We start from the raw sequence: 26,744 nt of genomic DNA, 5'->3' as shown, positions 1-26,744 counted from the left end.
GTTGCGGCTCTATTCCGATCCTTCGTAACGTTTATTTCAATTTTCCCAGTTAATCTAGGTGGCGCGGTGCCCTGCTCTGTTGCGAAGCTAGGCGGCGGCTTCAGCCTCGTTTTTCAGGAGTTCAACGTATTCGTCGATCCACTCCGAGGGCACGAGACGCCGACGACCACGTCGGACGGTACGAAGCCGCCCGAGGCGTATCTCGTCGTACGTCGCGGTGCGCCCAATGCCGAGAAGCTCGGCCGCGGCTTCCACGCTGTGAAGACGGGGCTGCGCCGAAACGGCGGTTGCGGCCGCGTCCATGGGTTCCTCCCTCATGGTTCGCTCGCGGGTAGACCCTTCTGGGGATCCGCAACATCCGCCACGCCGCAACATTGCTGGTCAGCGGTTTGAATCTGTGGCGGACGCCGGTTGTGTTGCGGATAGGTGCCGCCACGCGTGATGCGCGGCGGCACCTTTGGGTGCGGTTGGTCAGCCGGCGATGCGGAGTTGGCGTGTGTCGGTTTCCGCGGACATGTGGCGGCTCTCAGTCGGGCATTCCGCCACGGATTCACCCCCGCTGACCTGCGATGTTGCGGACGTTGCGGATGTTGCGGACTTTTCGGGGGGAGGGGGGCAGTAGCGGGCCCACGCGTCGCTGAGGTCTTCCGCGTAGTAGCCCTTCGGGGTACCGCTGCCGACACGGATGCCGCGGGGCCGGATGGGGCTGTTGTCGGGGCGGACGTACTGGCTCAGGAGTTTGGACAGACCTCGGGCGGTCAGGGCCTTGCCGTCGTCGGTCAGATCGGCCCATGGGGCGTCATCGAGTCCGAGGAGGACTTCGAGGATGGCGGCGGTGGGCATGCGGTCGGCGCCGCAGAACACGCGGTCGCGCAGGTCGGTCAGTAGGCGTACTCCGAGGGAGGCTTCGTCGCCTTCCTGGGCGGCCTTGATGAGGGTGACGCAGGCGGCCCGGGCCCGTTCGGGCCAGTGCCCACCTGCCGCGTCGGCGACAGCGAGCAGGGGTTCCCACACGTCGGCGGGTCGGTCGGAGACACCCTCGGGCATCTCCGGCCACGCTTCGGCGATCTGGTCGTGGATGGTGGCGGCCCAGTCGGCGAGGCGGTCGCGCAGGGCGTGGCCCTGCTTCTCGTGGACGCGCCGGCGATACGGTTCGGCCTTCTCGTTGGGGGCCTTTTTGCGCATGCGGATGATGACTGAGCGGGTCAGGATCGTGTCCGGCAGTGAGCCGAGACCGGCCATCGCGACCGCGCAGAACGAGGAGAACCATTCCGCGTTCTGGCTGGAGCCGTCGCCGACGCAGCGCAGGGACTTGGCGCCGCGCCGGTATCCGGAGTTGAGGAAGCCTCGGACCTCTTCGTTGCCTCCGGCCTTGGGGCCGAAGACGGTGTCGATCTCGTCGAAGAGGAGGGTGGGGGTTCCTGCGTCGGCCTCCACCAGCCGAAACAGGGCGTTGGCGGAGGCATTCACCGTGGTGGCCGCCCGCGGAGTGAGGGTCTCCACGATCTCCAGCGCGCGGGACTTGCCCGATCCAGGTTCGGGGGAGAGAAATGCAAGGCGGGCGGTGCCGTCGAACGCGTCGATGAGGTGGGCGTGGGCGTCCCAGAGGGTGACGGCGACGTAGGCGGCTTCGGTGGGGAAGACGTTGAAGCGGCGGTGGAAGGTTTCCACCTCGTCGAGCAGCGCGGCCCCGTCGATGGTGGAAGTCATGCGCCGTTCCTTCCTTCGGAGTTACGTGTCGAAAACGAGGTGCGGTGAGACGGGCGAAGAGCTGAAAGGACGCCCTGACGGGCGACCTTCTCTCGGCCGCCCACGCCTTGCCTGGCGCAAGCCATCGGGGCGTCCTGCGGCCCGTACGGCGCGTAGAAGAGGCAATCCAGGCGGGGGGAGCGGGAGGCGGGGGTCATACGGCCTCCCGCGGCGTGGCGTTGGCGATCAGCCATTCCATGGCGCTGCGGATGGTCGTGCGGCATTCGGCAGCCGGCAGTCCGGTCGACTCCCCCGCCGCCTGGATTGCCTCTTCCACCGTGTGGCGGGCGATGTGTCCCCAAGCGACGAACCGGGCCACCTTGCACGTGCTGCGATACAGCGTGCTGTTGCGTCCACCCTCGCCAGCGGCCCGGATGACCGCACACTCCCGCTCCAGTGCGGTCCGGGCGGCCTTGGTGGCGTCCCACACCCGGGTCGGCGTGGGCAGGGCTGCGGCTGTGGCTGGCTCGGTGAGCAGGGCGGCGAGCCAGGCGGGTAGCGGGGCGACGGGGGCCGCCTCGGTGACCTCGTAGGCGCCCTGCTCGGTGGTGCTGCCGGCGGCGACCACGTATCCGCCCCAGGCGCGGGTGTCGATGTGCGGGGCCAGCCGCTTCACGGTGCACTTCAACTGCGTGCCGGGCGGGGCCGCGAAGTACAGGTGGAGGCCCCCGCTGGGAGTCCGCACCTGGTAGGTGAGCGGGAAGGGCTGTCCGGCGCGCTCGCAGAGCGCCTTGAAGGAAGTGGCGCCGTCAGGCGCTCCTTCTTGCTCTTCTGGCTTCGGCACGTCGAGGTCGACAACGAGCAGACCGGCCGGGCCGGTGGCGATCCCGACGTTGTAGGGCCGGTTTGCCCAGGCCATCTGGATGAGATCCGGGTCGATGGTGGCCCGCTCCTCGGGGGTGCGGTGTCCGTTCGCGCAGCGTCCGGTGTGGGGGCAGGTTCGCTCGGCGTGTCCGGCGGGCCGTTTGGTGTTCGGGTGCAGGCAGATGACGGGCCAGCCGCGTTCTGCCGAGCACAGGGCGGCGGCGAGCAAGTGCAGGGTCTCCAGAGCGACGGTCGCAGGCTCGCTCACGTCTAAGGGCTGTGGCACGGCCGACAGTCGCCGGATGCGGGCGGGTTGGGTCATGCTGGATATCTCCAGTTCCTTGATGGTGACTGGCTGGCAAGGGCGGCCCCGCGTTCTTTGGCGAGAGGTGGGGGCCGCCCTTGGCGCAGCTAGAACGGGGGCTCAGCGCTGAACTCCGCTCCGGCCGCGGCACTGGACTTGTCCCACGGGCTGTCGCCAGCCGGACCGTTCTGGGCGGACCGCTTGGCGTTGATCTGGACGGTGGTGAAGCGGACGGAGGCGCCGATGTCGTCGACTTCCACGGCGAGCATCGAGCGGTTCTCGCCCTCCGGGGTCTGCCAGTCGTGCTGGCGCATCCGGCCAGCCGCCACCACGCGGGAGCCCTTCTTGAGGCTGTCGGCGATGTGCTCCGCGAGCGTGCGCCAGGCAGCGCACCGGTAGAAGGCGGTCGTGCCGTCCTTCCACTGGTTCGAGGTGCGGTCGAAGGTGCGCGGGGTGACAGCGATGGTGAACTTCGCGAGAGCGGCGCCGCCCTCGGTGAACTTCAGCTCCGGGTCGTCGGTCAGGTTGCCGACGAGGGTCACGGGGGTCTCTCCGAACGACATGCTGAACTCTCCATGGAGGGCTACTTGGAGCGGGCGAGTTTGAGGGTGATGCCGCCGGCGCCGATGGGTCCGGCAGCGCCGCCGATGACGGTGGCGGTGTGCGCGGCGACGTCCATGAGCCAGCACAGGGCGGCGACCACACCCCACGTGCCGAGGGCGGCAGCCCCGGCGATCGCGAACGGGATGAGGAGCCGCTGCCAGGGGAAGGCGGGCGGGGTGTCGTTGACGACGAACACGATGGGCTGTCCGGTCGCCTGTGCGCGCTGGAAGACGTCGGCGGGGATGTGCGGGGCTATCTGGCCGGGCGGGGTGTGCTGGCTCATTTCAGGCTCCCTCGGGATGAGCCGCGGGCCCGCGCCACCAGATGGCGCGGGCCCGTGCGGTGGATGGCGTGCTTGTCGCGTGACTTGTCGTCTCTCTTGTCGTGCGACTTGTCGTCCGGCTTGTCGCTTGTCTTGTCTTGTCGCTTGCCGCCTCCCAGCTCACAAGCCGTTTTCAAGGCTCACGGCCCCGGCAGACGGCATGTGGTGAGGCGGGGACAACAAGCGACAAGCGATCAGCCGTCGGATGTGTGGGAGCGGTGGACGTAGCGGGCTTTGGTGCCCTCCCCGATGCGGACAGCGGTGCCGTCCTGCATCCACGTTTTCAGCCAGCCGACGACCGTCTGACGCGTCGTCCCGTACGCGTCGGCGAGTGCGCGGGCGATCGCGGACGCCCCGGTGCCCTCGGGTCCGGCGGCGATCAGTGCGGCGAGCGCCGCCTGTTGCGCGGGACTGTCCTGCTCACCCCGCAGCGCCGACAGATTCAGCCCGGCCGGCCGCTCCGCCCCCTCGCCTTGCTCGGCGGTGTGGGGGTCGGGCGTGGTGCTGAACTGCGCGTCGATCTCCTCGCGGAACCTGCGCGCCAACGCATCCTCCGGAGACTCCGGCTGCTCGCTCAGCGCGGACAGACGCAGCGCCCCCAGCACGTCCCGTGCCGAGCCGCCACTGTCGACGGTCGCGATCTGATCGTGCATCCATGCGGTGCGGTCGGCATCCCAGCGGCGCGCGTAGGCGGATCCGGCGGCCTTGGCGGACACGTCGTCCAGCCGCGGGTGCCGGTCGGAGGTGGCGGCGGTGATCTCCCGGATCTGGTTCGGGAGGATCCGCCACGCCTTGAACAGCGCCGCCGGTGACTCGGGGGTGCCCATGAACCCGGCTCCCTTGTGCGGGGCCTGGTCCACGCGCAGGCCACGGCTGCCGGGGAACATCTTCGACAGGTCCATGCCCTCGGTCTCGCCACCGGTGAGGGCGACGCGGACCTTGGCTTCCCGCCGGATCATCAGGTTGCTCAGCACGGCGCCGGTCGCCCCGAGGGCGGTGAGCACGGTGCGCACGCCCATGGCGCGGGCGATCCGGATGACTTCCAGGATCTTTTCCCCGAGCTTGCGCACCTGCCGGTCGGGGCTGGCCAGGATCTCCGCGCCCTCGTCGATGACGAGCATGATCTGAGGAATCTTCGGGCTGATGGGCAGCAGGTCCGTGTTGGCCTTGGAGAGAAGGTCCTGGTAGCCCATCTTGCGCTGCTTGGCCACGCGCACGGCCGCATCGAGCATGGTCATGGCTTCGTCGAAGGTGCCGGCCAGCCAGTCGATACCGGGCCGCACGGGCTTGCCGTCCTCCCGCACAAGTTCACCGTTCAGCGCGGGCAGCACCCACGGCAGACCGGCCGAACCGGCATTCAGGTCGATCACCCACGTGAGCAAGTCTTCGGCGCGGGCGAATCCGGCGAGGATCGCGTGCACCATGTTCGTCTTGCCCGATCCGGTCGGCCCGACGATCAGCGCGCACTGTTCGCGCAGGTAGGCCAGGATCTGCTCTGCGTTCGTCCGGTAGCCCCACGGAATGCCGGTATGCACGGACAGCGGCCCGTAGTCGGCGGGGTAAGTGCGCTCCTCCTCCAGGACGTTGACCGTGGTCACGTCGAGGATGACGCGGCCCTGGTGGATGCCGGGGGAGGCGGTGGCGGTGCAGCCGTGCGGCAGCCGGGCGTCCGCGGACAGCCGCGGCGACTCGGCAGCAATCTTGTTCCAGGTCGCACCCCCGGGTGGGAGTTCGGCGTCGATGGAGAACCCGGCACCGGTCTCCCACATCTCCACCCCCAGCACGCGCACGGTGATCGAGCACACCCGCTCGATGCGGTCGACCCACTCCGCGGCGATCGCGCGGCGCTCTGCAGACAGCTCCGCGGCGATCTGCCGCTGCTCCGCAGCGATGGCCTCCTCCTCCCGCGCCTCCTCATACAGCGCGCTGGACCGTGCGGCGGCGCCGATACCGACGCCGATGGTGGCCAGGGAGCCGAGGGCGGCCCAGGTCAGCGGGCCGTGGGTCATGGCCCACGTGGTCCAGCCCGCCCCGACCAGCCAGGACGCGGCCTTGGTGGAGAGGGTACGGCCCGCGTTGCGGACACGGATCCCGGCGATGGTGTGACCGAGCGCGCCGGCGGCGCCGACGGCGAGTGCCCAGCCGGGTGGCATGTGGGTGGCGGCGCCGGTGGTGGCGACGGCGAAGGCTCCGGTGGTGGCGGACAGGGCGCCGGTCACGGGTCCGTGACCGGCCGTCCAGTCCAGCACCGGGCCACTGCCGTCCTGCTGTTTGTTGGCGGTGGTGGTGCTACTCATCTCAGACGTTCCAGCCCTTCTCGGCCTCGGTGCCGTTGCGGGGGTCCTCGTGGCGGGCGATGTCCTGCGCGTGGACCTGCCTGAACAGCGGGCCCATGTCATCGGCGACCGCGACGGCGCTCATCAGGGCGCCGAAGATGTCGTTGAAGCCGTCCGCGACTTCCTTCTCCAGCGGGAACTCGCTGTCGGACCGCTCGGCCAGGATCTTCATGACGTTGGCCACCGACGTGAGGGCGGCCGGCAGGCCCTCGACCATGGCGAGGATCTCCATGCAGTCTTCGGGGTCGTAGGAGTTGGCGGCCTGCTCCATCTCGGCCGCGGCCTCTTCGAACCGGAATCCGGACACGTGCTCTCCTTCACTGACCTGCGTTGCGACGGGGGTACGGGTGGGAACCTGAGCGGTCGGCCGCTTGACGCTGTCGCCGATGCCCTGGGTGCCGTCCTGGGCGGCCTCCGCGTCCGCGGCGGCTTCCTGCTCGCTCAGCTCCTCGCGGATGGCTTCGTCCCGCTGGGCGCGCTGCTCGCCCGCGACACGGACGAGGCGCCGGTACAGGCGCCGGCCGGGGTGGATCAGCCACGGGATGTTGAGCTTCCGGCCGATCGGAGTGGTGATCATCCCCAGCAGCCCGACGGGCGCGGCGAGCAGAGCGGCGAGCAGGCGGCGGCCGTGGAAACGGGCAGCGGACCTGCGCAGCGCTTTCCTGGCTGCCTTGCGGGCGGGGGCCTTACGGACTGCGGCACGCTGCGCGGCGACCTTGCCGTCAGTCTTGGCGTCGCGCTTGGCACGGTGCTTGGCGATCGCCGCATCCCGCGCGGCGCGGGCCTTGCGGGCGGCGCCACCCAACAGGCGGCCCCCGAGAGTCCCGCGCTTGCCGAACCGGGCGCTGCCGGCCTTGGCGTTGCGGCGGGCATCGGCGATGGCGCGGCGAGCGGCCGTGGTCTGCGCCCGCTGCCCGGCACGCGACCCAGCCGCAGCCTGCTGCGAGGCTCGCAGAGCCCTTATCTGTCCGACCCGGCCCGCGGCCTTGCCGGCGCCGGTCGTGCGCTGGGACGCGCCCCCACCAGCCTTGCCGCGGGTTTTCCCGCCCACGGCGCCACTTGCGTGGCGGGAGCCGAGTGAACGGCCACCGGATCGGCCGCTCTCTGCTCCCGGCCTGCCGCGGCGCACGCCCGCGCTGCGGGCAGCTGAGCGGCCGGCGGCGCGGGCGGCTGCCCGCCGGGCGTCGCGGCGGGAGTTGGGCTTGCGGGAGCGGGTGGCGGTAACCGTGCCGAGGATGACGGCGCCGGTGGCGGCCACCATGGCGGCGATGGGCCCGCCGGTCAGGGATGCGGTGGCGATCGTGCCCACCGTGGTGTTCGCCCCGGACAGGGCGAGCGGTACGACCGGCCAGCCGCCGGGCGTGTGGTCCACCTCAACTGCGGCCGGGGCTGTCTCCGTTGTGGTGAGCGGGGGCGGCTCCGGAGAGGGTGCGGTGGCAGCCGGAACGGCTACCGGTTCGGTGCTGATCTCAGTCATGCTGATAGCCACTCCTTTGTGGAGGAGGGCAGGGCCCGGACGCGGTGCTTTGGACGGCTTGGCGTCCGGGCTCCTGCACGCGAAAACGGTGCTGGTCAGAGCCGGTTGAGTTCCAGCGAGAAGAACAAGACGGCGAAGCGGGCGTCGCCCAGCTCGCGCGCGACGAAGTCCCGGATGTCCCGGTACACCTGGATGCGAGAGGCACCGCGCGTCACGGTGACGGTGTCGGAGATCGTGGCCTGGTCACCGCCCGGAAGCTGAGCGGTGAGGATGAAGAAGAACTCGACGTACTCGGCGGCATCCGTGCTGGCCGAAGTCGTCACAGCGGTACTCCCTTGCTGGTCAACGGGGTTCGGACGGTGCGCTGGTGTCGGCGGGACAGCGTCCGCCGGGTTGTCGCACCAGGCTCGCCAGGTCTGCTCTCCGGGTCTGCGAGGGTGCCGCTCGCCGGGGCTCACCGGGTCTGCTCTACTGGTGCGGCCGACTGCTTCCGGCAGTCGCAACGACGGCCAGCCCAATTCCCGTGGGCTGGCCGTCATTGGTGTGTGCCGGACGCTGTTACGCCTCCGCGTCGATCAGAGCGGCGTACGCCTTGCGCACCCGCTCCTCCTTCGCGGAGAAGCCCGCCGCGCGGTACGCGGCCAGCGCCTTGCGGTAGGACAGCGGGGGGTTCTCGGAGTGGCGCAGCCACCGCAGCACGACCGTCAGTTGGTCGTCGGTCAGCGGTTCGCCCGGCTCGGGAGTCTCGATGCCCGCCACGGCCGCCGCTTCGGCCAGCCCCGACAGGTCGATGGGGGTGTGTCCCTCATCCTGCGGCGCGGGCAGTTCGCTGATCGGGGACACGGGGCCGACCTGCGGGGACACGGGGGACACACCGTCCTGTGTCCACTGGCCCAGCACCCGGGCGAGATCCTCGTCCGAGAACAGCGCGGGAACCTCCTGTGGGACGTCGGCCACCGGGTGCTTTGCGGCGAGCTTCGTCAGCTCTTCGGCCGCTTCGTGGCGCACCTTGTGCGCCTTGCCGCGGGCCTTGCGCTCCTCGCGCTCCAGCACGGCCGCCGTGGCGTGCCGGTCGGCCTTGGCCCGGGTGACCGCGCGGCCGATGGCCACCTGGTCCCGCGTCGCGCTGCGCACGGCGTCGATCTGCCGCTGCGCGGCGGGGGAGATGCGGGTGGCGTCCCGCTCCACGGCCATGATCAGCGTGGCCTTGGCGGCGGCGGGAACGACCGCGCCGATGACCGCGACGACCGGGGTGGCGTTCATCAGGCCGTGGGTGAACAGCACACCGACCGAGGTGACCAGGAACAGCCAGCCGAGGGAGGCGGGCAGTTTGCCGGACGATCCCTGCCGGCGGTGCGCGGTCTCCATGGCCAGCGCGTACAGCCACACCGCGTCGTAGATCCCGGCCACGGTGTACGCGAGTGGCGCCGGGGCCTGGTGGGCGAGGATCTCCCCCACCGCGTACACGGTCCAGCCCAGCGACAAGCCGGTCAGACCGACCGGCAGACTCCAGTGCACCGCCCTGCGGGCGGCTTCCTTCCACTCCATATCCATGTGATCACTTCCTTACGTGTTCGTCGGGATAGGCGCACAGCACGCACGTGCCGAGCGAGGTCGGCAGGCAGTAGCTGTAGGTGACACGGCACTTCGGGCAGGTGCGCCGGGCGAGCATCGCCAAAGCGAGCGCGCCCCACCAATGCGACGTCGTCGGGCGCGCGGGCTTGGCGCGGTCGATCCGGTACAGGTAGCTGACCCGCATGCCCCCGGCTCGCCGGTTGACCCGCATCACCTGCGCCGCGATCGGCTGCCCGCCCGGTTGTAAGCCCCGGGTACGGAGCTGACGTCGGGTGGCCAAGCCGTCCGGGGCCAGGCGCCAGGGGTAGGTGGGCACCCCGTAGCGGGTGCCGCTCGGGTCGAAGCAGTTGCCCCGCGCTGCGGACATCAGGCCGTTGCCCCGGGCGGCGCCGGGTCGGTGATCTCGGCGAAGCCGGTCAGTACGAGCACCGCGCCGGCAAAGTCCGCGGTCGCCTTCAGCACGCGTGTACCGCCGTCGCTCTGCGTGCCGTGCGCCACCGTGTCCGGGGCGATGCCGAGAGCCTCGCGCCATGCCTCGAAGCCGGCCAAGTCGTCGTGGAACGACAGCTCCAACCGGTTGGGGTAGACGGTGCCCACGTCCACCCACGGCGCCGGCAGGTGCCCGAAGTCCACGGCCAGCAAGCGCAGCGCCCGCAGCGGCACGGCCAGGTCGTCCAGCGTCAGTCCCTTGCTCATGCGGCAACCCCCCGACGCGGGGTGCGGCGGCGGGTGCGGCGGCGGGCGGGGTGGGCCAGCGGGACCACGTTGAACAGGTCCGGGTGCTCCTCGACGACCCGCGCGGCCAGGCGGATCAGGTCGTCGGGAAGGGTGCGGTACTCGGGGTCGGCGAGGATGTCACGGGCCGCGTCCAACCGCGCCGCGCGCTCCTCGTCGCTCTCGCCGTCGACCCCGAGCCAGAGTTCGGCGGGGGTGCCCAGGGCGAGTTCGGCGAAGTCCTGCGGGGTGTCGGCCCGGTGGCCGCAGACGTAATTGAGCATGGGAGCTCCCATGTCGAAGGGATTAGGAGAAGAGGCCGCGAGAGAGCGCCGACAGGGCGGCGGCCAGTCCCGGAAGTGCGGCCAGCGCCGCACGAGGCGGCGGGCCGGAGCGCCCCGGCCGGAGTCGAACCCTGCCTGCGACCATCGGGGCGGTTGGAAGCGGCCGGTCAGACCGCGTGCGGATGCCGGCGCGGTGGCCGCACGGGCAGCGGAGGCTTCGTCTTCTCGTGCTCCGAGTTGGCCATCAACGGCCGCCCCGGGCACGCACGTTGTCCTCGCTGCGCTTGTTCGCCTCGGCAGCCTTCCGGGCCAGTTCCGCCCGCTCCGCCTCTGTCAGACTGGTGACCACAGGTGCCTCCTCTTCAGGTGCCTGTCCGCGGTCCTCCGGGGTGCCACCCGGGGGACCGCTCTGTTTGCTCATCAAACGGGCAGGCCACCGACGTGACGCCGGCGCCCTGCCCGCATGACGAGTGACGGGAAAGCCCGTCACTGTCGTCTCGCAGCTCCGTACGCGCCTTACTCCTTCCTCTTGGCCGACGCGTCGGTGACCGCGCCACTCAGTCGTCACTCGCTGAGTGGAAGCGCCCATCCCTTCCGGGTGTCATGGACCGGGTGCAGCCCAACCATCGGGATCCCCGCAGATCCGGTCCCTGGGTCTACGCCCGAGGGTCAGACCAGCGGCTTAGCCGATGACACCGATCGATCCGTGAAGACGACGGGCTTTTACGTCTCCCCTGCCGCCCAGACCGCGTGTAAGCGGGTCCGGCGGGGTCGTTAAGCAGATTGACCTAGGTCAATCTGCCTGTCAAGGCGGTGCGGCAGAACGGCGTGAGATTGACCTAGGTCCAGTTACTCTCGGGGGTATGGATCAGAGCCCCGAAGTGCCCAAGCCCACGCCGACGGCCAAGGCGATTGCGGCGCAGTTCCGCGAGAAGATCACGGGCCCCGATCGTGAGTTCGCCCCGGGGGACCGGCTCCCTGCTGCTCGCTCGCTCGCCAAGGAACTTGGCGTGCAGCTCATGACCGTTCAGAGTGCATACGGCCAACTCCGTGACGAGGGGCTGATCCTCACCCAGCAGGGGCGCGGGACGTTCGTCCGTGATCCTGCGGTACCCCTCGGCACCGAGCCGGGCAGCAGCCCCGCTTTCGCGGCTCTGGCCGCAGAGCTCAGCACGATTCATGACGCTCTCCGTTCGCTCGGGGAGCGGCTTGAACGGCTTGAGCGGCTTGTGGGTAGCGAGACTCCACCTTCGCCATGAGTTCGTCCGCGCGCCTCAGCAGTCGTTCGACCTTGACGCGTGCATTGCTCAAGCTCGCTTTGATCAAAGCGAGTTCAACAGGAGTCATGCCTTCCAGGTCGCCGCTTCGCTCGTTGATCCCTGCCATGCCAATGAGCATGTAGCCGTGAACGGCAGAGGACCCGGACAGAGTGTCCGGGTCCTCTTTCCTTGCAGGTCAGAATGGTTGACGACTCGTCATCTGGTGACTTCGTCCACGGCGTCAAGCACTGCCCCCCAGGGGAGTTCACGCCCCGCCGGCGCCTCGCGCGGCTCGTACAGCGGCCACACCTGCGGGCCGTAAATGATGCGCACGCCCCCTGCCCGGAGAGTGTCGATGTGGTGCTGCCATGCCGGGTGGCGAGCGTGCGCCGCGTTCACCCGAGGGAAGACGACTACGGGCAACCCGAGGGTGCCGATTGCCTCGCCCACCTGCGTCAGCGCCTGGTTGTCCATCACGCCCGTGGCGAGCTTGGCCACCATGTTGGCCGATGCGGGGGCTACCACGTAGCAGTCAACCGGCGGGTGCGGTCGCGTGTCGCCGGGCAAGCGCGGTTCATCGCGCACGCGTAGGCGGGTCAGCTTCTCCAGCTGCTCGACCTCGCCACTCATCCGTAGCCACTGACCCGCGGTCGGTGTCAGAGTGACGGCCACCTGCCACCCGCGCTCCATCGCGGGCTCAACCAGACCGGTGCGCAGCACCTCTACGCCTCCGGCTGCCGACCCAACGACTCCGAGCACCCCACGCTTGCCTGAACTCACTGCACCGCCCTGCACCGTTGAGCCATCACGAACACCTCGGACGATCGCGAGCCGCCGGTGACCGGTGATTGCTTGATCAGATCCCGCAGCGTCTCGCGCACTCTGGGATTGTTGCGCACGAGCTGCGGCGATGTGCGTTCAGCCGTGCGGAGTTCCGTGAACGCCTCATCGCCCTGTCCGCTGAGCGAGAGAGCGCGCGCGAAGTCGATGCGGTGCGAAACGCTGCGTTCCTGCGGCATGTGGTCGACGTTGATCCGGCCGTGTTCCACCACGTACGACACGTTGTCGAGGTCCAGCTCAACCGACAGACGGTGAAGTAGGACGTTCGTGGGCCCGAAGCCGGTCTGCCAGTAGTTCTCATCCGAGCCGAGGTCATCCGCGAGTTCCTCGGCTCGATCCAACAGGTTGGAGGCAGTGGGCCGGTCCTGGTGGCGGGCCGCTGCGACAGCGGCCCGCAGGTGGATCATCCCCAGCAAACTCAGTGCCGCGGGGTCGTTGTCTGTCACCCGAGATGAGAGCCAAGCGGCGGCCGTGTTGCCCAACTCCAACGCGTCGTCGTACCGGCCGTTGGCCAGTAGGGCGTGTGTGCCAGACCGCGCGGCGGACGCCAACACGAGCGGGTCATCAGACTCGTCCGCGGCGCGCATCGCGCGCTCGGCAGCGAGCCATGAGATGTCCGATTCACCGATCTTCGCGAGCGTCGTCGCTGCAAGGTGGTGGGTGCGAGCCGACACTGCCCAGCAGTCGCTACGGTCCTCGCCACGCCGTGCGGCTCGCTCCTCCAGTTCTTGCGCGGTCTGGAGGAGCGCGGGAAGTGCTGCGATGACGCTGCCGAGCCGTCCGCCCTGGTAGTCGTTCCATGCCTGCTCCACACGCACGGCCACGGGCGCCGGCGTGGGGAGTTGCACCTCAGCCTCGGGACCGAAGAGCAGACGAGACAGTCGGCGCGGGCTCATGAGCGCGTCGCGCACGGCCGGAACATCGTCCTGCTGCTTCTCGTCCTCCATGAGCACCGTCTGACCGAGCAAGTCCCCGAGGGGCACGCGCAGGATGCGCGCCAGGTCGGTGAGCATGTCAATGCGGGGAGGCTTCCGGCGCCCTGTCTCGATCTTTGCTAGCCAGTCGGTGCTACGCCCGACTAGACCCGCCAGCACCTGTTGCGTGCAGCCACGACGCTTTCGGTAGAACGCGATTCGCTCGCCGATACTCAGGTGATCTCCGAGACCACGCATTGCGTGCTGCCTCCTGCTGGTTGTAGGGGCCCGTTTCACGGTACAGAACCGGTTACGGGGCGGGTAGACGGCCTGACTTCCGCACCTTGGTCTGTACGAGAGTGAGCGCCCCAGCGCGAAGAGACCCGGACGGAGTGTCCGGGTCTCTGGCCTTGCGTGTTGAAGATCGGCACCAAATGCGTGTCGCGTGTCGAACTGCGTGACAGCGACCGCTGTCAGATCCAACAGCCCAAACGAGACGACGTCTAGATATTACGGGATCGTGGGCAGTCCCGGATCGTTGGAGATTCCTTGGCCCCTGGCAACCCCAGCCACCCCATCCAAAGCGTGGCCCACCCTCTGCGAGCGAGGTTTCCTCTTTGGGAAATCCCCCCACATCTCCGTGTAAGGTGACGTGCTTTCGGATTGGAAACGGAGGAAGTCGCTTGGAGCGGAGAAACAAGCCGCGGTCATCACATGCACTTCGCTGCCTACGCTGGGGAGCCCTAGCCAGGCGAAGGGGGTGGGGTTATGCACGTCCAGCGATACTCCACGCGTGTTTTTGAGCGTCGTGATCGATCGGCCATAGCCGTCGGAGCGCCGGGCGGACGTGGCAAAAGTGACGCGCGCGAATCCACAGTCCTCCAGGAGTTGCACTGCGTTGCGGATCGCGCTTAGGCTTGTTCTCACCTTCCCGAAGCTGACATCTTGCCGACCGCCATGGAGCAGGTCATTTCTTGTGTCGTAGACCTTCTCCGATACCAGGATGCGGCTGATTTCATTGAGATTTCTTAGTACCGCCTCGCGGGAGTCATCTGTCAGGTCGAGAAACGGGATGACGTGACTAAATGGAAAACGCTGAAGCGACTGCTGTTCCACCCAATCTGGAAGGTCAGACGACGGGCGCCTGTGTTCATCCCGCTCGGCTGCGAGTCTCTGCAGTTCTGATGCCAGGCATTGAAATCCTCGACAGAGTGCATATAGTGCGTTCTTATCGCCATATGTGAGTTCGTTATCGGCCCGCGAGGCTGCCGCCTGAAGCCAGCTATAGGACGCGGTTCGTTGGCGACTGGGTTCGAAAATGAATGGTTTCCGATCAGTTACATGATCATGAGATAGTGCCCAAACCGAAAAAGCTATAGCGTCATCGAGTACATTTTCCAGCGCCACGAAGTAATTTACGGCAGCGCTTCGAATTTCTTCGACTGACGGCGATATGGGGCCACCTGGCCCCATCCGTGCCATTCTCTCCATCTCTTCGTGATGCCGCCAGAAGTCGGCATGCGGGTCTCCGGTGGACGCAGAGGCAAAACCTAGTTTCCAGAGAACCAGCGGGATGAAGTCGTCACCTTCGGGAGCACCGTCTCGCAATGTCAGTAGTTCACATGCTGCCACTGCATTGCTTTTTCGGGCCAGCACGAGACTCTTAACGACCGCACTCGGAGAACGGTCGAGCAGGTAATTCTCAAGGCGAGCTTCCAGAGTGTCGCCGCTAGCAGTCCTAAGCTGCCACTCCAGCTCGTCCCTATCGGCGACGTCCGACAGTCTGTACATGCGCTCGATAAGGTTGCGCAGTCTTAGCGGAGCTAGGTGCATGTTTTCGGAGCGGATTCGAACACCGTGGTTTCCTAGCTCGGCGCTCATGTGAAAAGTGCCGAAAGCCGAATCACCATTGATTGGTGGACGACGGATCTCGGTCACTGGAACATTAATGATCTTTTTGTAAATAAGGGTGTCTATGCCTTGAATGATTTCCCTGTCGCTCATCACTAGGCAGAGCTGCATGAGCTCGGCACGCCCCATACTGGCGACGATGCCTTCGGCGCTCCCTCGCAATTTAAGGTCAGCGCACACTTCCCGCAAGGTGCCCTGTGTATTATCAAGCAGCCAGGCCGTGAGTGCGCGAATCTCCATATCGGTGAGGCAGTCGCCAAGTATGGGAATCAGGGTTTCGCTGACATTATCCCGAGCTGGATGCACCGTTTCAGAGAAGATGTCTGCAATGAAGGACGCCCAAGCGCTTGGGATCTCGCTATCCCTTTGGAGAACTCTCATGGCCTCACCGCGATGCTTATTGATTGGCGCCTCGGTGGCGGTTGAGAAGTCAACCCTATGGATACTGTGGCAACTGACGTCGCCGCAGTGCAGAAGAGCTGCGTGCCGTTGCGGCTGATAGAACCGCAGTTGCTTGCTGGATAGTAGGCCAAATGGGCCTGTGACGTACTCATGCATTTGGAAGACACCCTGGGGCGTGCCACCTAGAAATTCCAGGGTATCGGAAAGGTCTAGTGATCTTTTGTCGGGATCGAGTTTCTCGTATGCGCGGTCGTACAGTTCGCGTCCGAAAATAAACGGGAAGTAGATCGACCGGTCTCTAATCTGCCGACTGATGGCATTTTGGACTTCAATTACATCAGTTTCTTTCGGGTCGATGAGTAGGTCAATCCAGGAGAACTCGAGAAAGCAGATCGCACGGGCCTCTGGAATCGGGATCCTTTTGCGTGCAAATCCCTGCACCTTTTCGTTGCCGTAGGCGGTCAGCTTGATCTGATTATTTAGGTACGTTGGCGGCTTGTAGTCTCGCGCAATAAGGCAATAGCCAAGGAGTTCACTCAGGATTGCTAGCCGGAAAATTGCCTGCCGCTCTTCCGTATCTGAATATGCGGCCAAGAGTTCATCCTTCGTCAACGGCTTCAAGTCCGCCTCCCCACGCATTGAACCCGTACCAACCATCACGTTAGGCCTGGTGTCGCCGCGTTGCATGCAACTTGGGGAGATTGATCAAGACTGTCGCTGCATGCCGCAACAAGCTCCGACCAGCGCAAGGCTTCCTTGCACGCAGCCTTCGGCCTTGTCAGAGTCCTCCTGGGGCGCACACGCAGGCCGTACGGGACTGGTGCGTGCAGAGCCGAGCCGGGCCGTCTGTGGGCCGTCAAGGGGCGGCCCACAGTGACCAGCAACGACCACGAACGGCCGCTTGATCGCTGGTCATCGGCACCTCCGCGAGCGTCGCTCGGGCGTTGCCCCACGCCGCACCACTTCCTGCGCAACAAGTCGCACGCGTGTGCCTGTACCCCGAGTCTCCTCTGTGCGGGCCTGGCGGCCAGAGAGACAGAGACAAGGCGTGTAGGCGACAGCACCGGGAGCCATTCCGGGAGCCAACCGAGGCGTCCGACTGCGGACGAACGCGGACTGCCACGCACGGTGGCAGCACCCTGGCGCAGGTGAGTCAGGGCTTCCCACCGTCGCTTCCTCAGCCATCAGTTAGCCCCGCCTTAACGGCACCATAAGGATCTCCATCGCCCGCCCTCAGCAGGCGATTTCGCGGTTTTCAGGGGCTAGTTTCTGATCGCCCCCCACGGGATTCAGCCCCACGGGCCCGGCCCGTTCCAGCGGATCGTTTCGAGGAGTTCCCCCATGTCCGCACGCCGCAAGGCCGCCGCCGTACTCGGTCTGGCGCCGCTCGCCCTGGTCGCGCTCGCCGCAGTACCCGCCTCGGCGCACGGCTCGATGGGGGATCCGGTCAGCCGGGTGGCCCAGTGTTACGCGGAGGGACCGGAGAGCCCGAAGTCGGCCGCCTGCGCGGCGGCGGTCGCGGCCGGTGGCACGCAGGCGCTCTACGACTGGAACGGCATCCGTATCGGCGACGCCGCCGGGCAGCACCAGAAGCTGATCCCGGACGGCAAGCTGTGCAGCGCGAACAACGCGGAGTTCAAGGGCCTCGACCTGGCCCGCGCCGACTGGCCCGCGACCGGCGTGCGCAAGGGCTCGTACAGCTTCAAGTACCGCGTGACCGCCCCGCACAAGGGCACCTTCAAGGTCTACATCACCAAGCCGGGCTACAAACCGTCGCGGCCGCTCGCCTGGGCCGACCTGGACCTGGCGCACCCGGTCGCGACGGCCACCGACCCGGTCGCCTCGGGCGGCTTCTACACCTTCTCCGGCACCCTGCCGCAACGCTCCGGCAAGCAGCTGCTGTATGCGATCTGGCAGCGTTCGGACAGCCCGGAGGCGTTCTACTCCTGCTCCGACGTCTCCTTCGGCGGGCGTGGGAGTGGGGGCACGAGCGGAAGCGGCGGGGGCTCGCCCGCGCCCACCGCCTCCGCGCCCTCCGACCGGCAGATCGAGGACGGTGCCGACAAGTCGACGATCGAGCACCACGGGCACGGGGACAACGACGCGAGTACGTCGGCCGAACCGACGGCGGCCGGGGCCGGGACCGGAACCGGGGGCGCGGACGAGGGGACCCCCGCGAACGAGCCGAAGGCGGCGGGTGCCACCGAGAGCCTCGCCGAGACCGGTGGCGACGACCGCACCCCGTTCATCGCGGTCGGCGGCGCCGCCGCGCTGGCGCTGGGTTCGGCGGCGCTGTTCCTGTCGGTGCGTCGGCGGGCGGCGAGCGGTGGCCGACACGGCCGCTGACACAGAACTCCGGGGCCTGACCGGCGGCTCAGGCCGGACAGGCCCCGGCGAACATCAGCTGAACGCCGACGCGCAGGTGGTGGAGGTGGCGCGGCCCGGGTCGAGGGCGTTGGCCACCTCGTGGAAGGCGATGCGGTCGAAGAGACCGATCGCCACGTGCTCGGAGAGGTCGAGCGGGCACAGGTCCTGGAGCAGGACGTTGTGCACGTCGGAGCCGCTCAGGTACTGGCTGCGCCACGGCGTGGCCACCTCGTCGTACTTGGTGGCGATGACCGTGTAGTGCACTCCGGGGACGGTGTCGTCGCCCGCGTTGAGCTTGGTGAGGAAGTCGGAGCCGGTGATCTGGTCGGCGAGGCCGGGGGTGGTGGCCTTGATCAGGTCCTCGGCGCCGGGGAAGTACGGCAGCAGGTTGGTGAGGCCGTTCAGGTCGGTGCCGTGGTTGTCGGGCGCGAGGCCGACGAGGGCGTTCACCTTGGCGGCTCCGCCCAGGAACCTCAGGTAGTAGCGGGGCATCATGCCGCCCTGGGAGTGGCCGACGAGGTCGGCCTTGGCGGCGCCGGTGGCGGAGAGCACTCGGTCGACGTAGTCGGCGAGTTGCTGTGCCGACTTGTCGATGGGGCCGAGGCCGTAGAAGAGCGGGACACCGGGCAGCTGTCCGTAGTCGAGGGAGAAGACGCAGTACCCGCGGTCCTTCAGGTACGGCGCGAGGGACAGCCAGTTGTCGATGGAGTTGCCCAGCGTGCCGTGGACCAGCACGACGGGGCGGGGGTGGCTCGCGGACGGCTTGCAGGAGTAGTCGTTCCACCCGCTGCTGGGGGCGGAGGCGGCGGTGGCGGTGGCGGCGGGGACGGTGGCGACGGTGGCGGTCAGCAGCAGCGCGGCGAGGGGTCTGAGCACTCGCTTCCAGGGCAGCATCGTGTGATCTCCTTGCGGCTCAGGGGAGGTGCGACGGCCTTACGCCCTGTGATCCGGATCACGAGGATGCTGTTCACTCGTCAAGTTACGGGCGAGTAGCAGGACTGTGAAGTTACGCGTCAGTAAAAACTTCCAGTGATAACCAGCGACGCGCTCGACTGCTGATGGACCATCACCAGGCAGGCCTGATGGGACCATAGGGGGCGATGCGGGCCAAGCTGCCGCGCAACGCCCGCACTTCACCCTCGCCCAGCAGTGCGACCCACTCCCCCACGACCACCGCGGCCGCCTCCTCCGCCGCACGGGTGCAGGCCCACCCGCGTTCGGTGAGCACGACGAGCCGGGCCCGCGCGTCCTGCGGATGCGGCCGCCGCTCGGCGTACCCCTTGCGCACGATCTCGTCGACGAGCTGGCTGGCGGCCTGCTTGGTGACCCCGAGGTGCGCGGCCAACTCGGTCACCGTGGCGCCGCCCGGGGCCAGTCGCGCGAAGGCGAAGCCGTGCGCCGGCCGCACGTCCTCGAAACCGCGGGCGACGACACCGTCATTGATGCGCTGGGTGAGGTCACCCGCGACGGCGAGCAGCGCGGCGGACAGGGCCATGGCTTCGGAGTTCTGCACGGATGCATTGAAACACCCTTGACGTAGTGGTCAAGTTGCTTGACCATATAGTCAAGCTGCTTGACCAAATGAATCGGAGAACCCCATGCCCGTAGTCCGCGCGTCCGAGGCCACGACCCACGAGATCCACGGCGCCCGCTTCGTCTCGTACGCCACCCCCCTCACCGGCAGCAAGGAACTGTGCGCCTGGCGCGGCGAGATCCCCGCGGGGACGAAGGCCCCCGCCCACACCGTCACCCGCGAGGAGGTCTTCCATCTGCTGATCGGCGAACTCCTGGTCGGCCTCGACGGCCGCACCGAGCGGATCACCGCCGGCGACACGGTGATCATCAACGCCGGCGCGACCGTCGCCTTCGAGAACCCCACCGACCACACCGCGATCTCCTGGGTCACCACCTCCGTCGGCCTGGAGGCGGAGCTGGCCGACGGCACCCGGATCGCGCCGCCGTGGGCCAACTGACCGGCGGCCGCGCCCTGCGGTGCCGTTACGCCGCCAGACTCCCCGGCATCACCGCCCGCGGTCCGAACCTCGCTCGCGCGCGGTCCGCGACCTCCTCGATGCGGCGGACCTTCTCGTCCACGGGGTCGAAGGTGAGCTGGTAGGAGGCCTGTTCGGCGGGGGCGAGCCCCTCGGCGCGCAGGGTCAGGGCGCGCACCCGGGCGCGCTGGAGGCCGAGCGCCTCGTACATGTCGTACGCGGTCCCCGTCAGCGCCGCCGAGTGCGCGGTCGGTTCCTTGAGGGTGCGGCTGCGGGTCGTCGAGGAGCGGTCGGCGTAGCGCACGGTGAGGGTCAGGGTGCGGCAGACCTTCTCCACCGCGCGCAGTCGGGCGCCCAGTTCCTCGGCGGCCGAGAGCAGGGCGCGGCGGTGCCGGTCCGGGTCCAGCTCGTCGAGGGGGAAGGGGCGTTCGGCGGCCAACGAGCGTGAGACCGCGTTCGGGACCACCCGGCCGCGGTCGATGCCGTTCGCCCGCTCGTGCAGTTCGCGGCCCGCCTTCGCGCCGACCAGGCGCTGGAGCGTGGACGGCGGCGCGGCCGCGACCCGGCCCACGGTGTCAAGGCCGTACTCGCACAGGGTGCGGGCGGTGGCCGTGCCGACGCCGGGCAGCGTGGCCACGGGCCGGTCCGCGAGGAACGCGGCGATGGCGTCCGGGGCCTCGGGCACCGCACACGTCACCCCGGGCCGCGCGTCGCGCAGCGCCATGCGGGCCAGCATCGGGCCCGGACCGGCGCCGATCACGCAGTCGACGCCGTACAGCGCGAGGGCGCGGACCCGGAGCACCGCCGCCAGCTCGACGGCGCTGCGACCGAAGTAGCGCTCGGCGCCGCGCAGATCGGCCAGCGCTCCGTCCGGGGGCAGCGCCTCGACGACCGGGGTGAACTCCTCCAGGAGCCCGAGCAGCCCCGGCAGGGCGGCCTCGTACATCGGCGGCAGCTGGAAACGTACGCAGAGGATGGTCATCCCGCACTCCCCGGACTCTGATGCCACAACTTCCGTACCTGTGAAGGCTCTTGACCCGCGGGCCGCAGATCGGCCCAGGGGTGCAGTTCGTATCCGGTGGACAGGTGGATGCGCCGGCCGTGCGTCGGGTCCTCGCCCGCCTCCGGCGCGGGCACGGGTTCCGCGAGCCGGGCCGCGACCTCGTCCAGGCCTCCCTCGGCGCGCAGTTCGACGAGTTCGGCGAGGTTCCAGGCGGCGGCGCCCACCACGCTCAGGCTGCGCGGGCCGCGCCGCTGCACGACTCCGCGCACCAGCAGCAGCCAGGAGTGGAAGACGGTGTGCGCGCAGGCGTCGTGGGAGTCGTCGAAGAAGGCGAGGTCGACCAGGCCCGTGCCGTCGTCGAGGGTGGTGAAGATGACCCGCTTGCCGGAGCGGATCGGCGGGGTCTGGGTGGCCGCCTTGGCGCCCGCGACCAGCACCTGCTCGCCGTGCCGGGCCTCGCGCAGCCGGCGTGCCGACACCACGCCCAGCTCGTCGAGGAATCCACGGTGGTCGTCCATCAGGTTGCGCGAGGCGTCCATGGACAGCACGCCCAGCTCGGCGCTGAGCTTCTCGGCGGCGGACAGGTCCGGCAGCCCGGCCGGTGCCGTCTTCCGCCCGCCCGCCAGCGGGAGTTGGCCGCCGCCCGCGCCCCGGGCGCCCCGGTGCAGCTCGGTGAGGTGCAGTTGCAGGTCACGGCGGTTGGCGCCGAAGGCGTCCAGCGCGCCGACCTGCGCCAGGCGCTGCGCCAGCGGGCGGCTCGGGCGGGCCCGCTCCCAGAAGTCCAGCAGGGAGGCGTACGGCTGTCCGTCCGCGATCCGCCGCGCCTCGGCCCCGCTGATGCCGTACACGTCGGAGAGGGCCAGGCGAAGCCCCCAGACACCCGGCGACTCAGACACCAGTTCGATACGGTGGACGACCGCCGACCGGTTCACGTCCAACGGCAGGATCGGCACCCCGCGCCGCCGCGCGTCCGCCAGCAGCAGCCGCTTCGGGTACATCCCGGGGTCGTGGGTGAGCAGCCCGGCGTAGAAGGCGGCCGGGTGGTGCGCCTTCAGCCAGGCCGACTGGTACGTCGGCACGGCGAAGGCGACCGCGTGCGCCTTGCAGAAGCCGTACGAGCCGAAGGCCTCGATGATCTCCCAGGTCCGCTGAATCGTTTCCGCGTCGTATCCGTTCGCCGCCGCGTGCTGGGCGAACCAGACCTTGATCCGCCCCTGCGACTCCGGGTCGGACAGCCCGCGCCGCACCCGGTCGGCCTCGCCCCGACCGCAGCCGGTCATGATGGCGACGATGTCGATGATCTGCTCGTGGAAGACGACGACCCCGTAGGTGTCCCGCAGCGGTTCCTCCAGGTCCGGGTGCGGATAGCGCACCGGCGCCCGCCCGTGCCGTGCCTCGATGAACGGCCGCACCATGTCGGCGGCGACCGGACCGGGCCGGAAGAGGGAGATGTCGACGACCAGGTCGTGGAAGGTGGCCGGCTGCAGGCGGCCCACCAGGTCGCGCTGGCCCGGCGACTCGATCTGGAAGCAGCCCAGCGTCTCGGCGGAGCGGATGAGCCGGTACGTCGCCGGGTCGCCCGGCGCCACCGCGTCCAGGTCGATCCGCTCCCCCGTGGCCCGTGCCAGCTCGGCGACCGCGTGGGCCATCGCCGACTGCATCCGCACGCCCAGCACGTCGAGCTTGAGCAGCCCGAGGTCCTCCACGTCCTCCTTGTCGAACTGCGACATGGGGAACCCCTCGCCGCTGGTCGGCACGACCGGCGTACGGGACAGGAGGGAGGCGTCGGAGAGGAGCACCCCGCACGGGTGCATGGCGATGCCGCGCGGGAGGGCGTCGAGCGACTCGACCAGTTCCCAGAGTCGCCCATGCCGTTCCCCCTCCCGCTTCAACTCCCCTGCCAGTCGCCTGAGTTCGGGCAGTTCCTCCAGCGCCGCGCGGGCGTCACGGGCGCGGATGTGCGGGAAGGACTTGGCGATGCGGTCGATGTCGGCGGGGTCCATGGACAGGGCCGCGCCGACGTCGCGGATCGCGTGGCGGACCCGGTACGTCTCCGGCATCGCGACCGTCGCGACCCGCTCGGTGCCGAACCGGTCGATGATCGCGCGGTAGACCTCCAGGCGTCGCGCGGACTCCACGTCGATGTCGATGTCGGGCAGCACGACCCGCTCCTTGGACAGGAAGCGCTCCATCAGCAGCCCGTGCTCGACCGGGTCGGCGTGCGCGATGCCGAGGAGGTGGTTGACGAGGGAGCCGGCGCCGGAGCCACGCGCGGCGACCCGGATGCCCATCCTCCGTACGTCGTCGACCACTTGGGCGACGGTCAGGAAGTAGGAGGCGAAGCCGTGGTGGGCGATGATGTCCAGTTCCCGGTGCGCGCGCTCCCAGTACGCGCGGCGGTCGGCGTAGCCGCGGAGCACCATGCCCGCCGCCGCCCGTGAGGCCAGCGCCCGCTGGGCGGTGCGGCGGCCGGCGCCGACGAGGTGCGGTTCGGGGAAGTGGACGGTGCCGATGCCGAGGTCGTCCTCGGGGTCGACCAGGCACTCCGCGGCCGTCGCCCGGGTCTGCTCCAGCAGGCGGTGGGCGGTGTCGCGCCGGTAGCCCGCGGCCTCCACGATCCGCTCGGCCGCCCGGAGCATGGTGTCCGCGTCCTTGAGCCAGGCCTCACCGGAGTCCAGTTCCTTGGCGGGGTCGATCGGAACCAGGCGGCGGGCGGCGTCCAGGACGTCGGCGACCGGGCCCTGACCGGGGTCGGCATAGCGGACGGCATTGCTGAGCACCGGCCGGACGCGCTGTTCGGCGGCGAAGCCGACGGTGCGGGCGGCCAGCCGCAGGGAGCCGGGGCCGGTGCCCTCGCGGCCGTGCCAGACGACCTCCAGGCGCAGGGCGTCGCCGTAGGTCTCGCGCCAGGGGGCGAGGAGCTTCGCCGCGCGGTCCGGTCGACCGGCGGCCAGCGCGCGGCCGACGTCGGAGCCGGGGCCGAGCAGCACGGTCAGGCCGTCGGCGTGGTTGTCGGACCAGTTCAGCAGCGGGGTGTCCGCGGACGGGGGTCCCCCCTGTTCGGGCGAGGCCGAGAGGTTGGGGGCGTGGGCGGCGGTGACCAGGCGGCACAGGTCGGCCCAGCCGCGGGCGCCGTCCCGGGCGAGGAAGGTCACCCGGGGTGTCGACTCGTCGATGAAGGCACCGCCGCGCACGGGGGTGCGGCGCCTTTCCCGTCGTACGGACTCCTCGTCCCGGACCCGCGCGGGCCCCGCCACCGCCAGCTCGACGCCGAACAGCGGGCGGACGCCCGCCTTCGCGCAGGCCTTGGTGAAGCGGACCGCGCCGGCGAGGGTGTCACGGTCGGTGAGGGCGAGGGCGTCCATGCCCCGCTCAAAGGCGCGCTCGGCCAGCCGCTCCGGGTGCGAGGCGCCGTACCGCAGGGAGAACCCGGAGACGGTGTGCAGATGCGTGAAGCCCGGCACACGCACCTCCCGCACTCATGAGTCCCGACCGACTCTCGAACATCTGTTCCCTACTCGACCACCCACCATACCCTCATTCTCGAACAAGCGTGCGACATCCGCGAGGGCGTGTCCCACCTGCGCAAACGCTCCAGCGCGACACGACGAAACGGCCGCCACCCGGGCACATGCGAAGGTCCCGCCCCTCGCGCGCGAGGCGGGACCTTCTGGAGCCAGGTGGTACTTACGGGCGGGTCAGCCGATCTGGCTGCCCGTCGCCGACAGCGCCTCCGTCACCGGCTGGAAGAAGGTCTCCCCGCCGGAGGTGCAGTCGCCGCTGCCGCCGGACGTCAGTCCGATCGCGTTGCTGCCCGAGAAGAGCGAGCCGCCGCTGTCACCGGGCTCGGCGCAGACGTCGGTCTGGATGAGACCGCTGACCGTGCCCTCGGAGTAGTTCACGGTGGCGTTCAGACCGGTGACCTTGCCGTCGTGCACATGGGTCGTCGAGCCGCTCCGGGTGACCTGCATGCCGACGGTGGCCTCGGCCGCGCCCGTGATCTTCTGGGTGGAGCCGTTGTAGAGGTCGACCTCGCTCGGGTGCTCGGTGTCCGAGGTGTACTTGACCAGACCGAAGTCGTCACCCGGGAAGCTGGACTTCTCGTTCTTCCCGATCTCCTTGCCGGACGAGTCCGACCAGGTGGAGATGGACGCGGTGCAGTGCCCCGCGGTCAGGAAGTACGGCTGCCCGTCCTTGACCACGTTGAAGCCGAGCGAGCAGCGCCCGCCCGAACCGGTGATCGCGTCGCCGCCCGCCACGAAGGGCTTGAACTCGCCCTTCGAGCGCTGGAGTTCGGCGGTGCCGCCGAGCCCGTCGACCACCTTGCCGAGCTTGGTCCACTCGGCCGCGGAGACGGTTCTGTCGGCGGTGACGACGACCTTGTTGGTGACCGGGTCGGTCGCCCACGAGGTGCCGGGGATGGTCGCGTCCCGCGTCAGCTCCGTCCGGGCGCCGTCGAGTTCGGCGAGGGTGTTCGCGACCATCCGGGCCTTGGCGCCGGCCGCCTCGACCGTCTTGGCGGCGGCCTCGTCGACCACGTTGACGACGAGGTTCTTCGTCTTCGCGTCGTAGTAGGTGCCCGCCGCGTCCGTGCCGAGGTCCGGGACCAGGGTGGAGGCGAGCTTTCCGGCCGCCGGGGCCGAGAGGATGTCCGGCGTGGGGCTCTTCGGGGTCTCACTGGCGTTCGCACTCTGCAAGGTGACTCCCGCTGCGACCAGTGCGGCGACTCCCGCACCCGCCAGGGCGGCCCGCCGCCTGGGTATGCGTCGGTGGTTCAACTCACGTCCTCCTGTGGGGGGTCGGTCCGGGAGATTGTGGGGATCCCACGAACCGGAAGGCAGTTGACGTGCGCCTACTATTCCGAGGCCCACAGGGAGCACACAAGGTCGACTTCAGGACGCGCGTACGGGGTTGCCGCGCGCCCCCTTCCCCCTTGACCGCGGACGGTCATCCCAGGAAATTCGCACTGCAAACACTACGTGCGAGTAACTCTCGGCGGACAGTGACGTCTAGGCCTGTCCTGAATCCGATCCTCCGGATGCCGGCGGCAAGGGCTGCTGCGCCCTTTCCAGGAACCTCAGCAGTTCCACCGGGAAGGGCAGCACCAGCGTGGAGTTCTTCTCGGCCGCCACCGCCACCACCGTCTGCAGCAGCCGCAGTTGCAGCGCGGCGGGGGTGTCCGCCATCTGCTGGGCCGCCTCCGCCAGCTTCTTCGAGGCCTGCAGCTCGGCGTCCGCGTTGATGACGCGGGCCCGGCGCTCGCGGTCGGCCTCGGCCTGCCGGGCCATGGACCGCTTCATGGTCTCGGGCAGGGACACGTCCTTGATCTCGACGCGGTCGATGGTGACGCCCCACTCCACGGCCGGGCTGTCGATCATCAACTCAAGGCCCTGGTTGAGCTTTTCGCGGCTGGACAGCAGGTCGTCCAGCTCGCTCTTGCCGATGATGGACCTGAGCGAGGTCTGCGCCATCTGCGAGACCGCGAACCGGTAGTCCTCGACCCGGACGACCGCCTCGGCCGGACCGGTCACCTTGAAGTAGACGACCGCGTCCACGCGTACGGTCACATTGTCGCGGGTGATGCCCTCCTGGGCGGGCACCGGCATCGTCACGACCTGCATGTTGACCTTCTGGAGCCGGTCCACGAACGGGACGATCATGGTGAACCCCGGCCCGCGGACCTGCGGGCGGAGCCTGCCGAGCCGGAACACCACGCCCCGCTCGTACTGTTTGACGACCCGCGCCGCCGCCATCACGTACACCGCTCCGGCGGACACGAGGACCGCTCCCGCCGCCACCAGCTCCTCGACCATGCCGGCCCCCAGGGGTCCGAAGTGGGAGTGTTCAGGAGAGCACTTCCTGTACTTCGAAGGTAACTCCGTCACCCGG

The 26,744-nt window shown here is 69.0% G+C and carries 24 protein-coding genes; 3 read left to right on the top strand and 21 right to left on the bottom strand.

The window, feature by feature from the left end; genetic code table 11:
* Positions 1–87 precede the first annotated feature (87 nt).
* From ACWGKT_RS18935 to ACWGKT_RS18880, 12 genes are all read right to left on the bottom strand, one after another.
* Complete coding sequence (locus tag ACWGKT_RS18935) at positions 88–303, bottom strand: excisionase family DNA-binding protein (protein WP_453274556.1); 216 nt, start codon at positions 301–303, stop codon at positions 88–90.
* Between the two features lie 168 nt (positions 304–471).
* On the bottom strand, positions 472–1,710 hold the full coding sequence (locus ACWGKT_RS18930; protein ID WP_453274555.1) for a DUF3631 domain-containing protein: 1,239 nt from the start codon (positions 1,708–1,710) through the stop codon (positions 472–474).
* Positions 1,711–1,903: 193 nt separating this feature from the next.
* Complete coding sequence (locus ACWGKT_RS18925; RefSeq protein ID WP_453274554.1) at positions 1,904–2,821, bottom strand: bifunctional DNA primase/polymerase; 918 nt, start codon at positions 2,819–2,821, stop codon at positions 1,904–1,906.
* 143 nt (positions 2,822–2,964) lie between these two features.
* Entirely contained in the window at positions 2,965–3,420 is a 456-nt protein-coding gene (gene ssb, locus ACWGKT_RS18920; RefSeq protein ID WP_453274553.1) for a single-stranded DNA-binding protein, read from the bottom strand.
* Between the two features lie 20 nt (positions 3,421–3,440).
* Positions 3,441–3,743, bottom strand: a complete 303-nt coding sequence (locus ACWGKT_RS18915; protein WP_453274552.1) for a hypothetical protein — start codon at positions 3,741–3,743, stop codon at positions 3,441–3,443.
* Positions 3,744–3,976: 233 nt separating this feature from the next.
* The gene (locus ACWGKT_RS18910; RefSeq protein WP_453274551.1) at positions 3,977–6,079 is read right to left on the bottom strand and encodes a hypothetical protein; all 2,103 of its coding nucleotides are present in this window, start codon (positions 6,077–6,079) and stop codon (positions 3,977–3,979) included.
* Position 6,080: 1 nt separating this feature from the next.
* A complete protein-coding gene (locus tag ACWGKT_RS18905; RefSeq protein ID WP_453274550.1) occupies positions 6,081–7,595 on the bottom strand; it encodes a hypothetical protein in 1,515 nt (504 codons plus the stop codon).
* A 95-nt stretch (positions 7,596–7,690) separates the two neighbouring features.
* Entirely contained in the window at positions 7,691–7,918 is a 228-nt protein-coding gene (locus tag ACWGKT_RS18900) for a hypothetical protein (protein ID WP_453274549.1), read from the bottom strand.
* Positions 7,919–8,153: 235 nt separating this feature from the next.
* Entirely contained in the window at positions 8,154–9,149 is a 996-nt protein-coding gene (locus ACWGKT_RS18895; RefSeq protein WP_453274548.1) for a hypothetical protein, read from the bottom strand.
* A 4-nt stretch (positions 9,150–9,153) separates the two neighbouring features.
* A complete protein-coding gene (locus tag ACWGKT_RS18890; protein WP_453274547.1) occupies positions 9,154–9,537 on the bottom strand; it encodes an RRQRL motif-containing zinc-binding protein in 384 nt (127 codons plus the stop codon).
* Positions 9,537–9,866 carry a hypothetical protein gene (locus tag ACWGKT_RS18885; RefSeq protein ID WP_453274546.1) on the bottom strand — a complete coding sequence of 110 codons (330 nt, stop codon included), beginning with the start codon at positions 9,864–9,866 and terminating at the stop codon, positions 9,537–9,539. The genes ACWGKT_RS18890 and ACWGKT_RS18885 overlap by 1 nt, the downstream gene beginning before the upstream one ends.
* Positions 9,863–10,168, bottom strand: coding sequence for a hypothetical protein (locus tag ACWGKT_RS18880; protein ID WP_453274545.1), 306 nt, complete (start codon positions 10,166–10,168; stop codon positions 9,863–9,865). Before ACWGKT_RS18880 ends, ACWGKT_RS18885 begins: the two co-directional genes overlap by 4 nt.
* 863 nt (positions 10,169–11,031) lie before the next feature.
* Between ACWGKT_RS18880 and ACWGKT_RS18875 the strand changes: the two genes are divergently transcribed.
* Entirely contained in the window at positions 11,032–11,427 is a 396-nt protein-coding gene (locus ACWGKT_RS18875; protein WP_453274544.1) for a GntR family transcriptional regulator, read from the top strand.
* Between the two features lie 216 nt (positions 11,428–11,643).
* On the opposite strand, the gene ACWGKT_RS18870 is transcribed toward ACWGKT_RS18875, so the two are convergent.
* The 3 genes from ACWGKT_RS18870 to ACWGKT_RS18860 all read right to left on the bottom strand — a co-directional run bounded on the left by ACWGKT_RS18870 (position 11,644) and on the right by ACWGKT_RS18860 (position 16,115).
* Entirely contained in the window at positions 11,644–12,147 is a 504-nt protein-coding gene (locus ACWGKT_RS18870) for a flavoprotein (protein WP_453274543.1), read from the bottom strand.
* Between the two features lie 56 nt (positions 12,148–12,203).
* On the bottom strand, positions 12,204–13,439 hold the full coding sequence (locus ACWGKT_RS18865) for a helix-turn-helix domain-containing protein (protein WP_453274542.1): 1,236 nt from the start codon (positions 13,437–13,439) through the stop codon (positions 12,204–12,206).
* A 252-nt stretch (positions 13,440–13,691) separates the two neighbouring features.
* Positions 13,692–16,115 carry a hypothetical protein gene (locus tag ACWGKT_RS18860; RefSeq protein WP_453274541.1) on the bottom strand — a complete coding sequence of 808 codons (2,424 nt, stop codon included), beginning with the start codon at positions 16,113–16,115 and terminating at the stop codon, positions 13,692–13,694.
* Positions 16,116–16,835: 720 nt separating this feature from the next.
* Between ACWGKT_RS18860 and ACWGKT_RS18855 the strand changes: the two genes are divergently transcribed.
* On the top strand, positions 16,836–17,840 hold the full coding sequence (locus ACWGKT_RS18855; protein ID WP_453274540.1) for a lytic polysaccharide monooxygenase auxiliary activity family 9 protein: 1,005 nt from the start codon (positions 16,836–16,838) through the stop codon (positions 17,838–17,840).
* Positions 17,841–17,894: 54 nt separating this feature from the next.
* Here ACWGKT_RS18855 and ACWGKT_RS18850 read toward each other — a convergent pair whose 3' ends face one another.
* Positions 17,895–18,755 (bottom strand): esterase/lipase family protein, encoded by an 861-nt coding sequence (locus ACWGKT_RS18850; protein ID WP_453274539.1) that lies wholly within the window; start codon positions 18,753–18,755, stop codon positions 17,895–17,897.
* A 172-nt stretch (positions 18,756–18,927) separates the two neighbouring features.
* Complete coding sequence (locus tag ACWGKT_RS18845; RefSeq protein WP_356153895.1) at positions 18,928–19,374, bottom strand: MarR family winged helix-turn-helix transcriptional regulator; 447 nt, start codon at positions 19,372–19,374, stop codon at positions 18,928–18,930.
* 85 nt (positions 19,375–19,459) lie between these two features.
* On the opposite strand from ACWGKT_RS18845, the gene ACWGKT_RS18840 reads away from it, so the two are divergent.
* Complete coding sequence (locus tag ACWGKT_RS18840; RefSeq protein ID WP_235452980.1) at positions 19,460–19,834, top strand: cupin domain-containing protein; 375 nt, start codon at positions 19,460–19,462, stop codon at positions 19,832–19,834.
* Positions 19,835–19,859: 25 nt separating this feature from the next.
* Here ACWGKT_RS18840 and ACWGKT_RS18835 read toward each other — a convergent pair whose 3' ends face one another.
* The 4 genes from ACWGKT_RS18835 to ACWGKT_RS18820 form a co-directional block, all read right to left on the bottom strand.
* Complete coding sequence (locus ACWGKT_RS18835; RefSeq protein ID WP_453274538.1) at positions 19,860–20,834, bottom strand: DNA polymerase Y family protein; 975 nt, start codon at positions 20,832–20,834, stop codon at positions 19,860–19,862.
* Positions 20,831–24,319 carry a DNA polymerase III subunit alpha gene (locus ACWGKT_RS18830; RefSeq protein WP_453274537.1) on the bottom strand — a complete coding sequence of 1,163 codons (3,489 nt, stop codon included), beginning with the start codon at positions 24,317–24,319 and terminating at the stop codon, positions 20,831–20,833. Before ACWGKT_RS18830 ends, ACWGKT_RS18835 begins: the two co-directional genes overlap by 4 nt.
* A gap of 234 nt (positions 24,320–24,553) precedes the next feature.
* Complete coding sequence (locus tag ACWGKT_RS18825) at positions 24,554–25,633, bottom strand: S1 family peptidase (RefSeq protein ID WP_356153904.1); 1,080 nt, start codon at positions 25,631–25,633, stop codon at positions 24,554–24,556.
* A 231-nt stretch (positions 25,634–25,864) separates the two neighbouring features.
* Positions 25,865–26,668: a slipin family protein gene (locus ACWGKT_RS18820; protein ID WP_356153907.1), complete on the bottom strand. Its 804-nt coding sequence runs from the start codon at positions 26,666–26,668 to the stop codon at positions 25,865–25,867.
* Positions 26,669–26,744 lie beyond the last annotated feature (76 nt).

The sequence above is a fragment of the Streptomyces sp. NPDC054794 genome, assembly GCF_053611585.1.
This window is presented reverse-complemented; position numbering and strand designations above follow the sequence as displayed.

Bases quoted from the DNA above. Each gene is read 5' to 3' on its own strand.
- ACWGKT_RS18905 (WP_453274550.1), bottom strand. From the start codon at position 7,595: ATGACTGAGATCAGCACCGAACCGGTAGCCGTTCCGGCTGCCACCGCA.
- ACWGKT_RS18910 (WP_453274551.1), bottom strand. From the start codon at position 6,079: ATGAGTAGCACCACCACCGCCAACAAACAGCAGGACGGCAGTGGCCCG.
- ACWGKT_RS18840 (WP_235452980.1), top strand. From the start codon at position 19,460: ATGCCCGTAGTCCGCGCGTCCGAGGCCACGACCCACGAGATCCACGGC.
- ACWGKT_RS18880 (WP_453274545.1), bottom strand. From the start codon at position 10,168: ATGCTCAATTACGTCTGCGGCCACCGGGCCGACACCCCGCAGGACTTC.
- ssb (WP_453274553.1), bottom strand. From the start codon at position 3,420: ATGTCGTTCGGAGAGACCCCCGTGACCCTCGTCGGCAACCTGACCGAC.
- ACWGKT_RS18895 (WP_453274548.1), bottom strand. From the start codon at position 9,149: ATGGATATGGAGTGGAAGGAAGCCGCCCGCAGGGCGGTGCACTGGAGT.
- ACWGKT_RS18835 (WP_453274538.1), bottom strand. From the start codon at position 20,834: ATGACCATCCTCTGCGTACGTTTCCAGCTGCCGCCGATGTACGAGGCC.
- ACWGKT_RS18935 (WP_453274556.1), bottom strand. From the start codon at position 303: ATGGACGCGGCCGCAACCGCCGTTTCGGCGCAGCCCCGTCTTCACAGC.
- ACWGKT_RS18855 (WP_453274540.1), top strand. From the start codon at position 16,836: ATGTCCGCACGCCGCAAGGCCGCCGCCGTACTCGGTCTGGCGCCGCTC.
- ACWGKT_RS18930 (WP_453274555.1), bottom strand. From the start codon at position 1,710: ATGACTTCCACCATCGACGGGGCCGCGCTGCTCGACGAGGTGGAAACC.
- ACWGKT_RS18865 (WP_453274542.1), bottom strand. From the start codon at position 13,439: ATGCGTGGTCTCGGAGATCACCTGAGTATCGGCGAGCGAATCGCGTTC.
- ACWGKT_RS18885 (WP_453274546.1), bottom strand. From the start codon at position 9,866: ATGAGCAAGGGACTGACGCTGGACGACCTGGCCGTGCCGCTGCGGGCG.
- ACWGKT_RS18875 (WP_453274544.1), top strand. From the start codon at position 11,032: ATGGATCAGAGCCCCGAAGTGCCCAAGCCCACGCCGACGGCCAAGGCG.
- ACWGKT_RS18850 (WP_453274539.1), bottom strand. From the start codon at position 18,755: ATGCTGCCCTGGAAGCGAGTGCTCAGACCCCTCGCCGCGCTGCTGCTG.
- ACWGKT_RS18890 (WP_453274547.1), bottom strand. From the start codon at position 9,537: ATGTCCGCAGCGCGGGGCAACTGCTTCGACCCGAGCGGCACCCGCTAC.
- ACWGKT_RS18820 (WP_356153907.1), bottom strand. From the start codon at position 26,668: ATGGTCGAGGAGCTGGTGGCGGCGGGAGCGGTCCTCGTGTCCGCCGGA.
- ACWGKT_RS18915 (WP_453274552.1), bottom strand. From the start codon at position 3,743: ATGAGCCAGCACACCCCGCCCGGCCAGATAGCCCCGCACATCCCCGCC.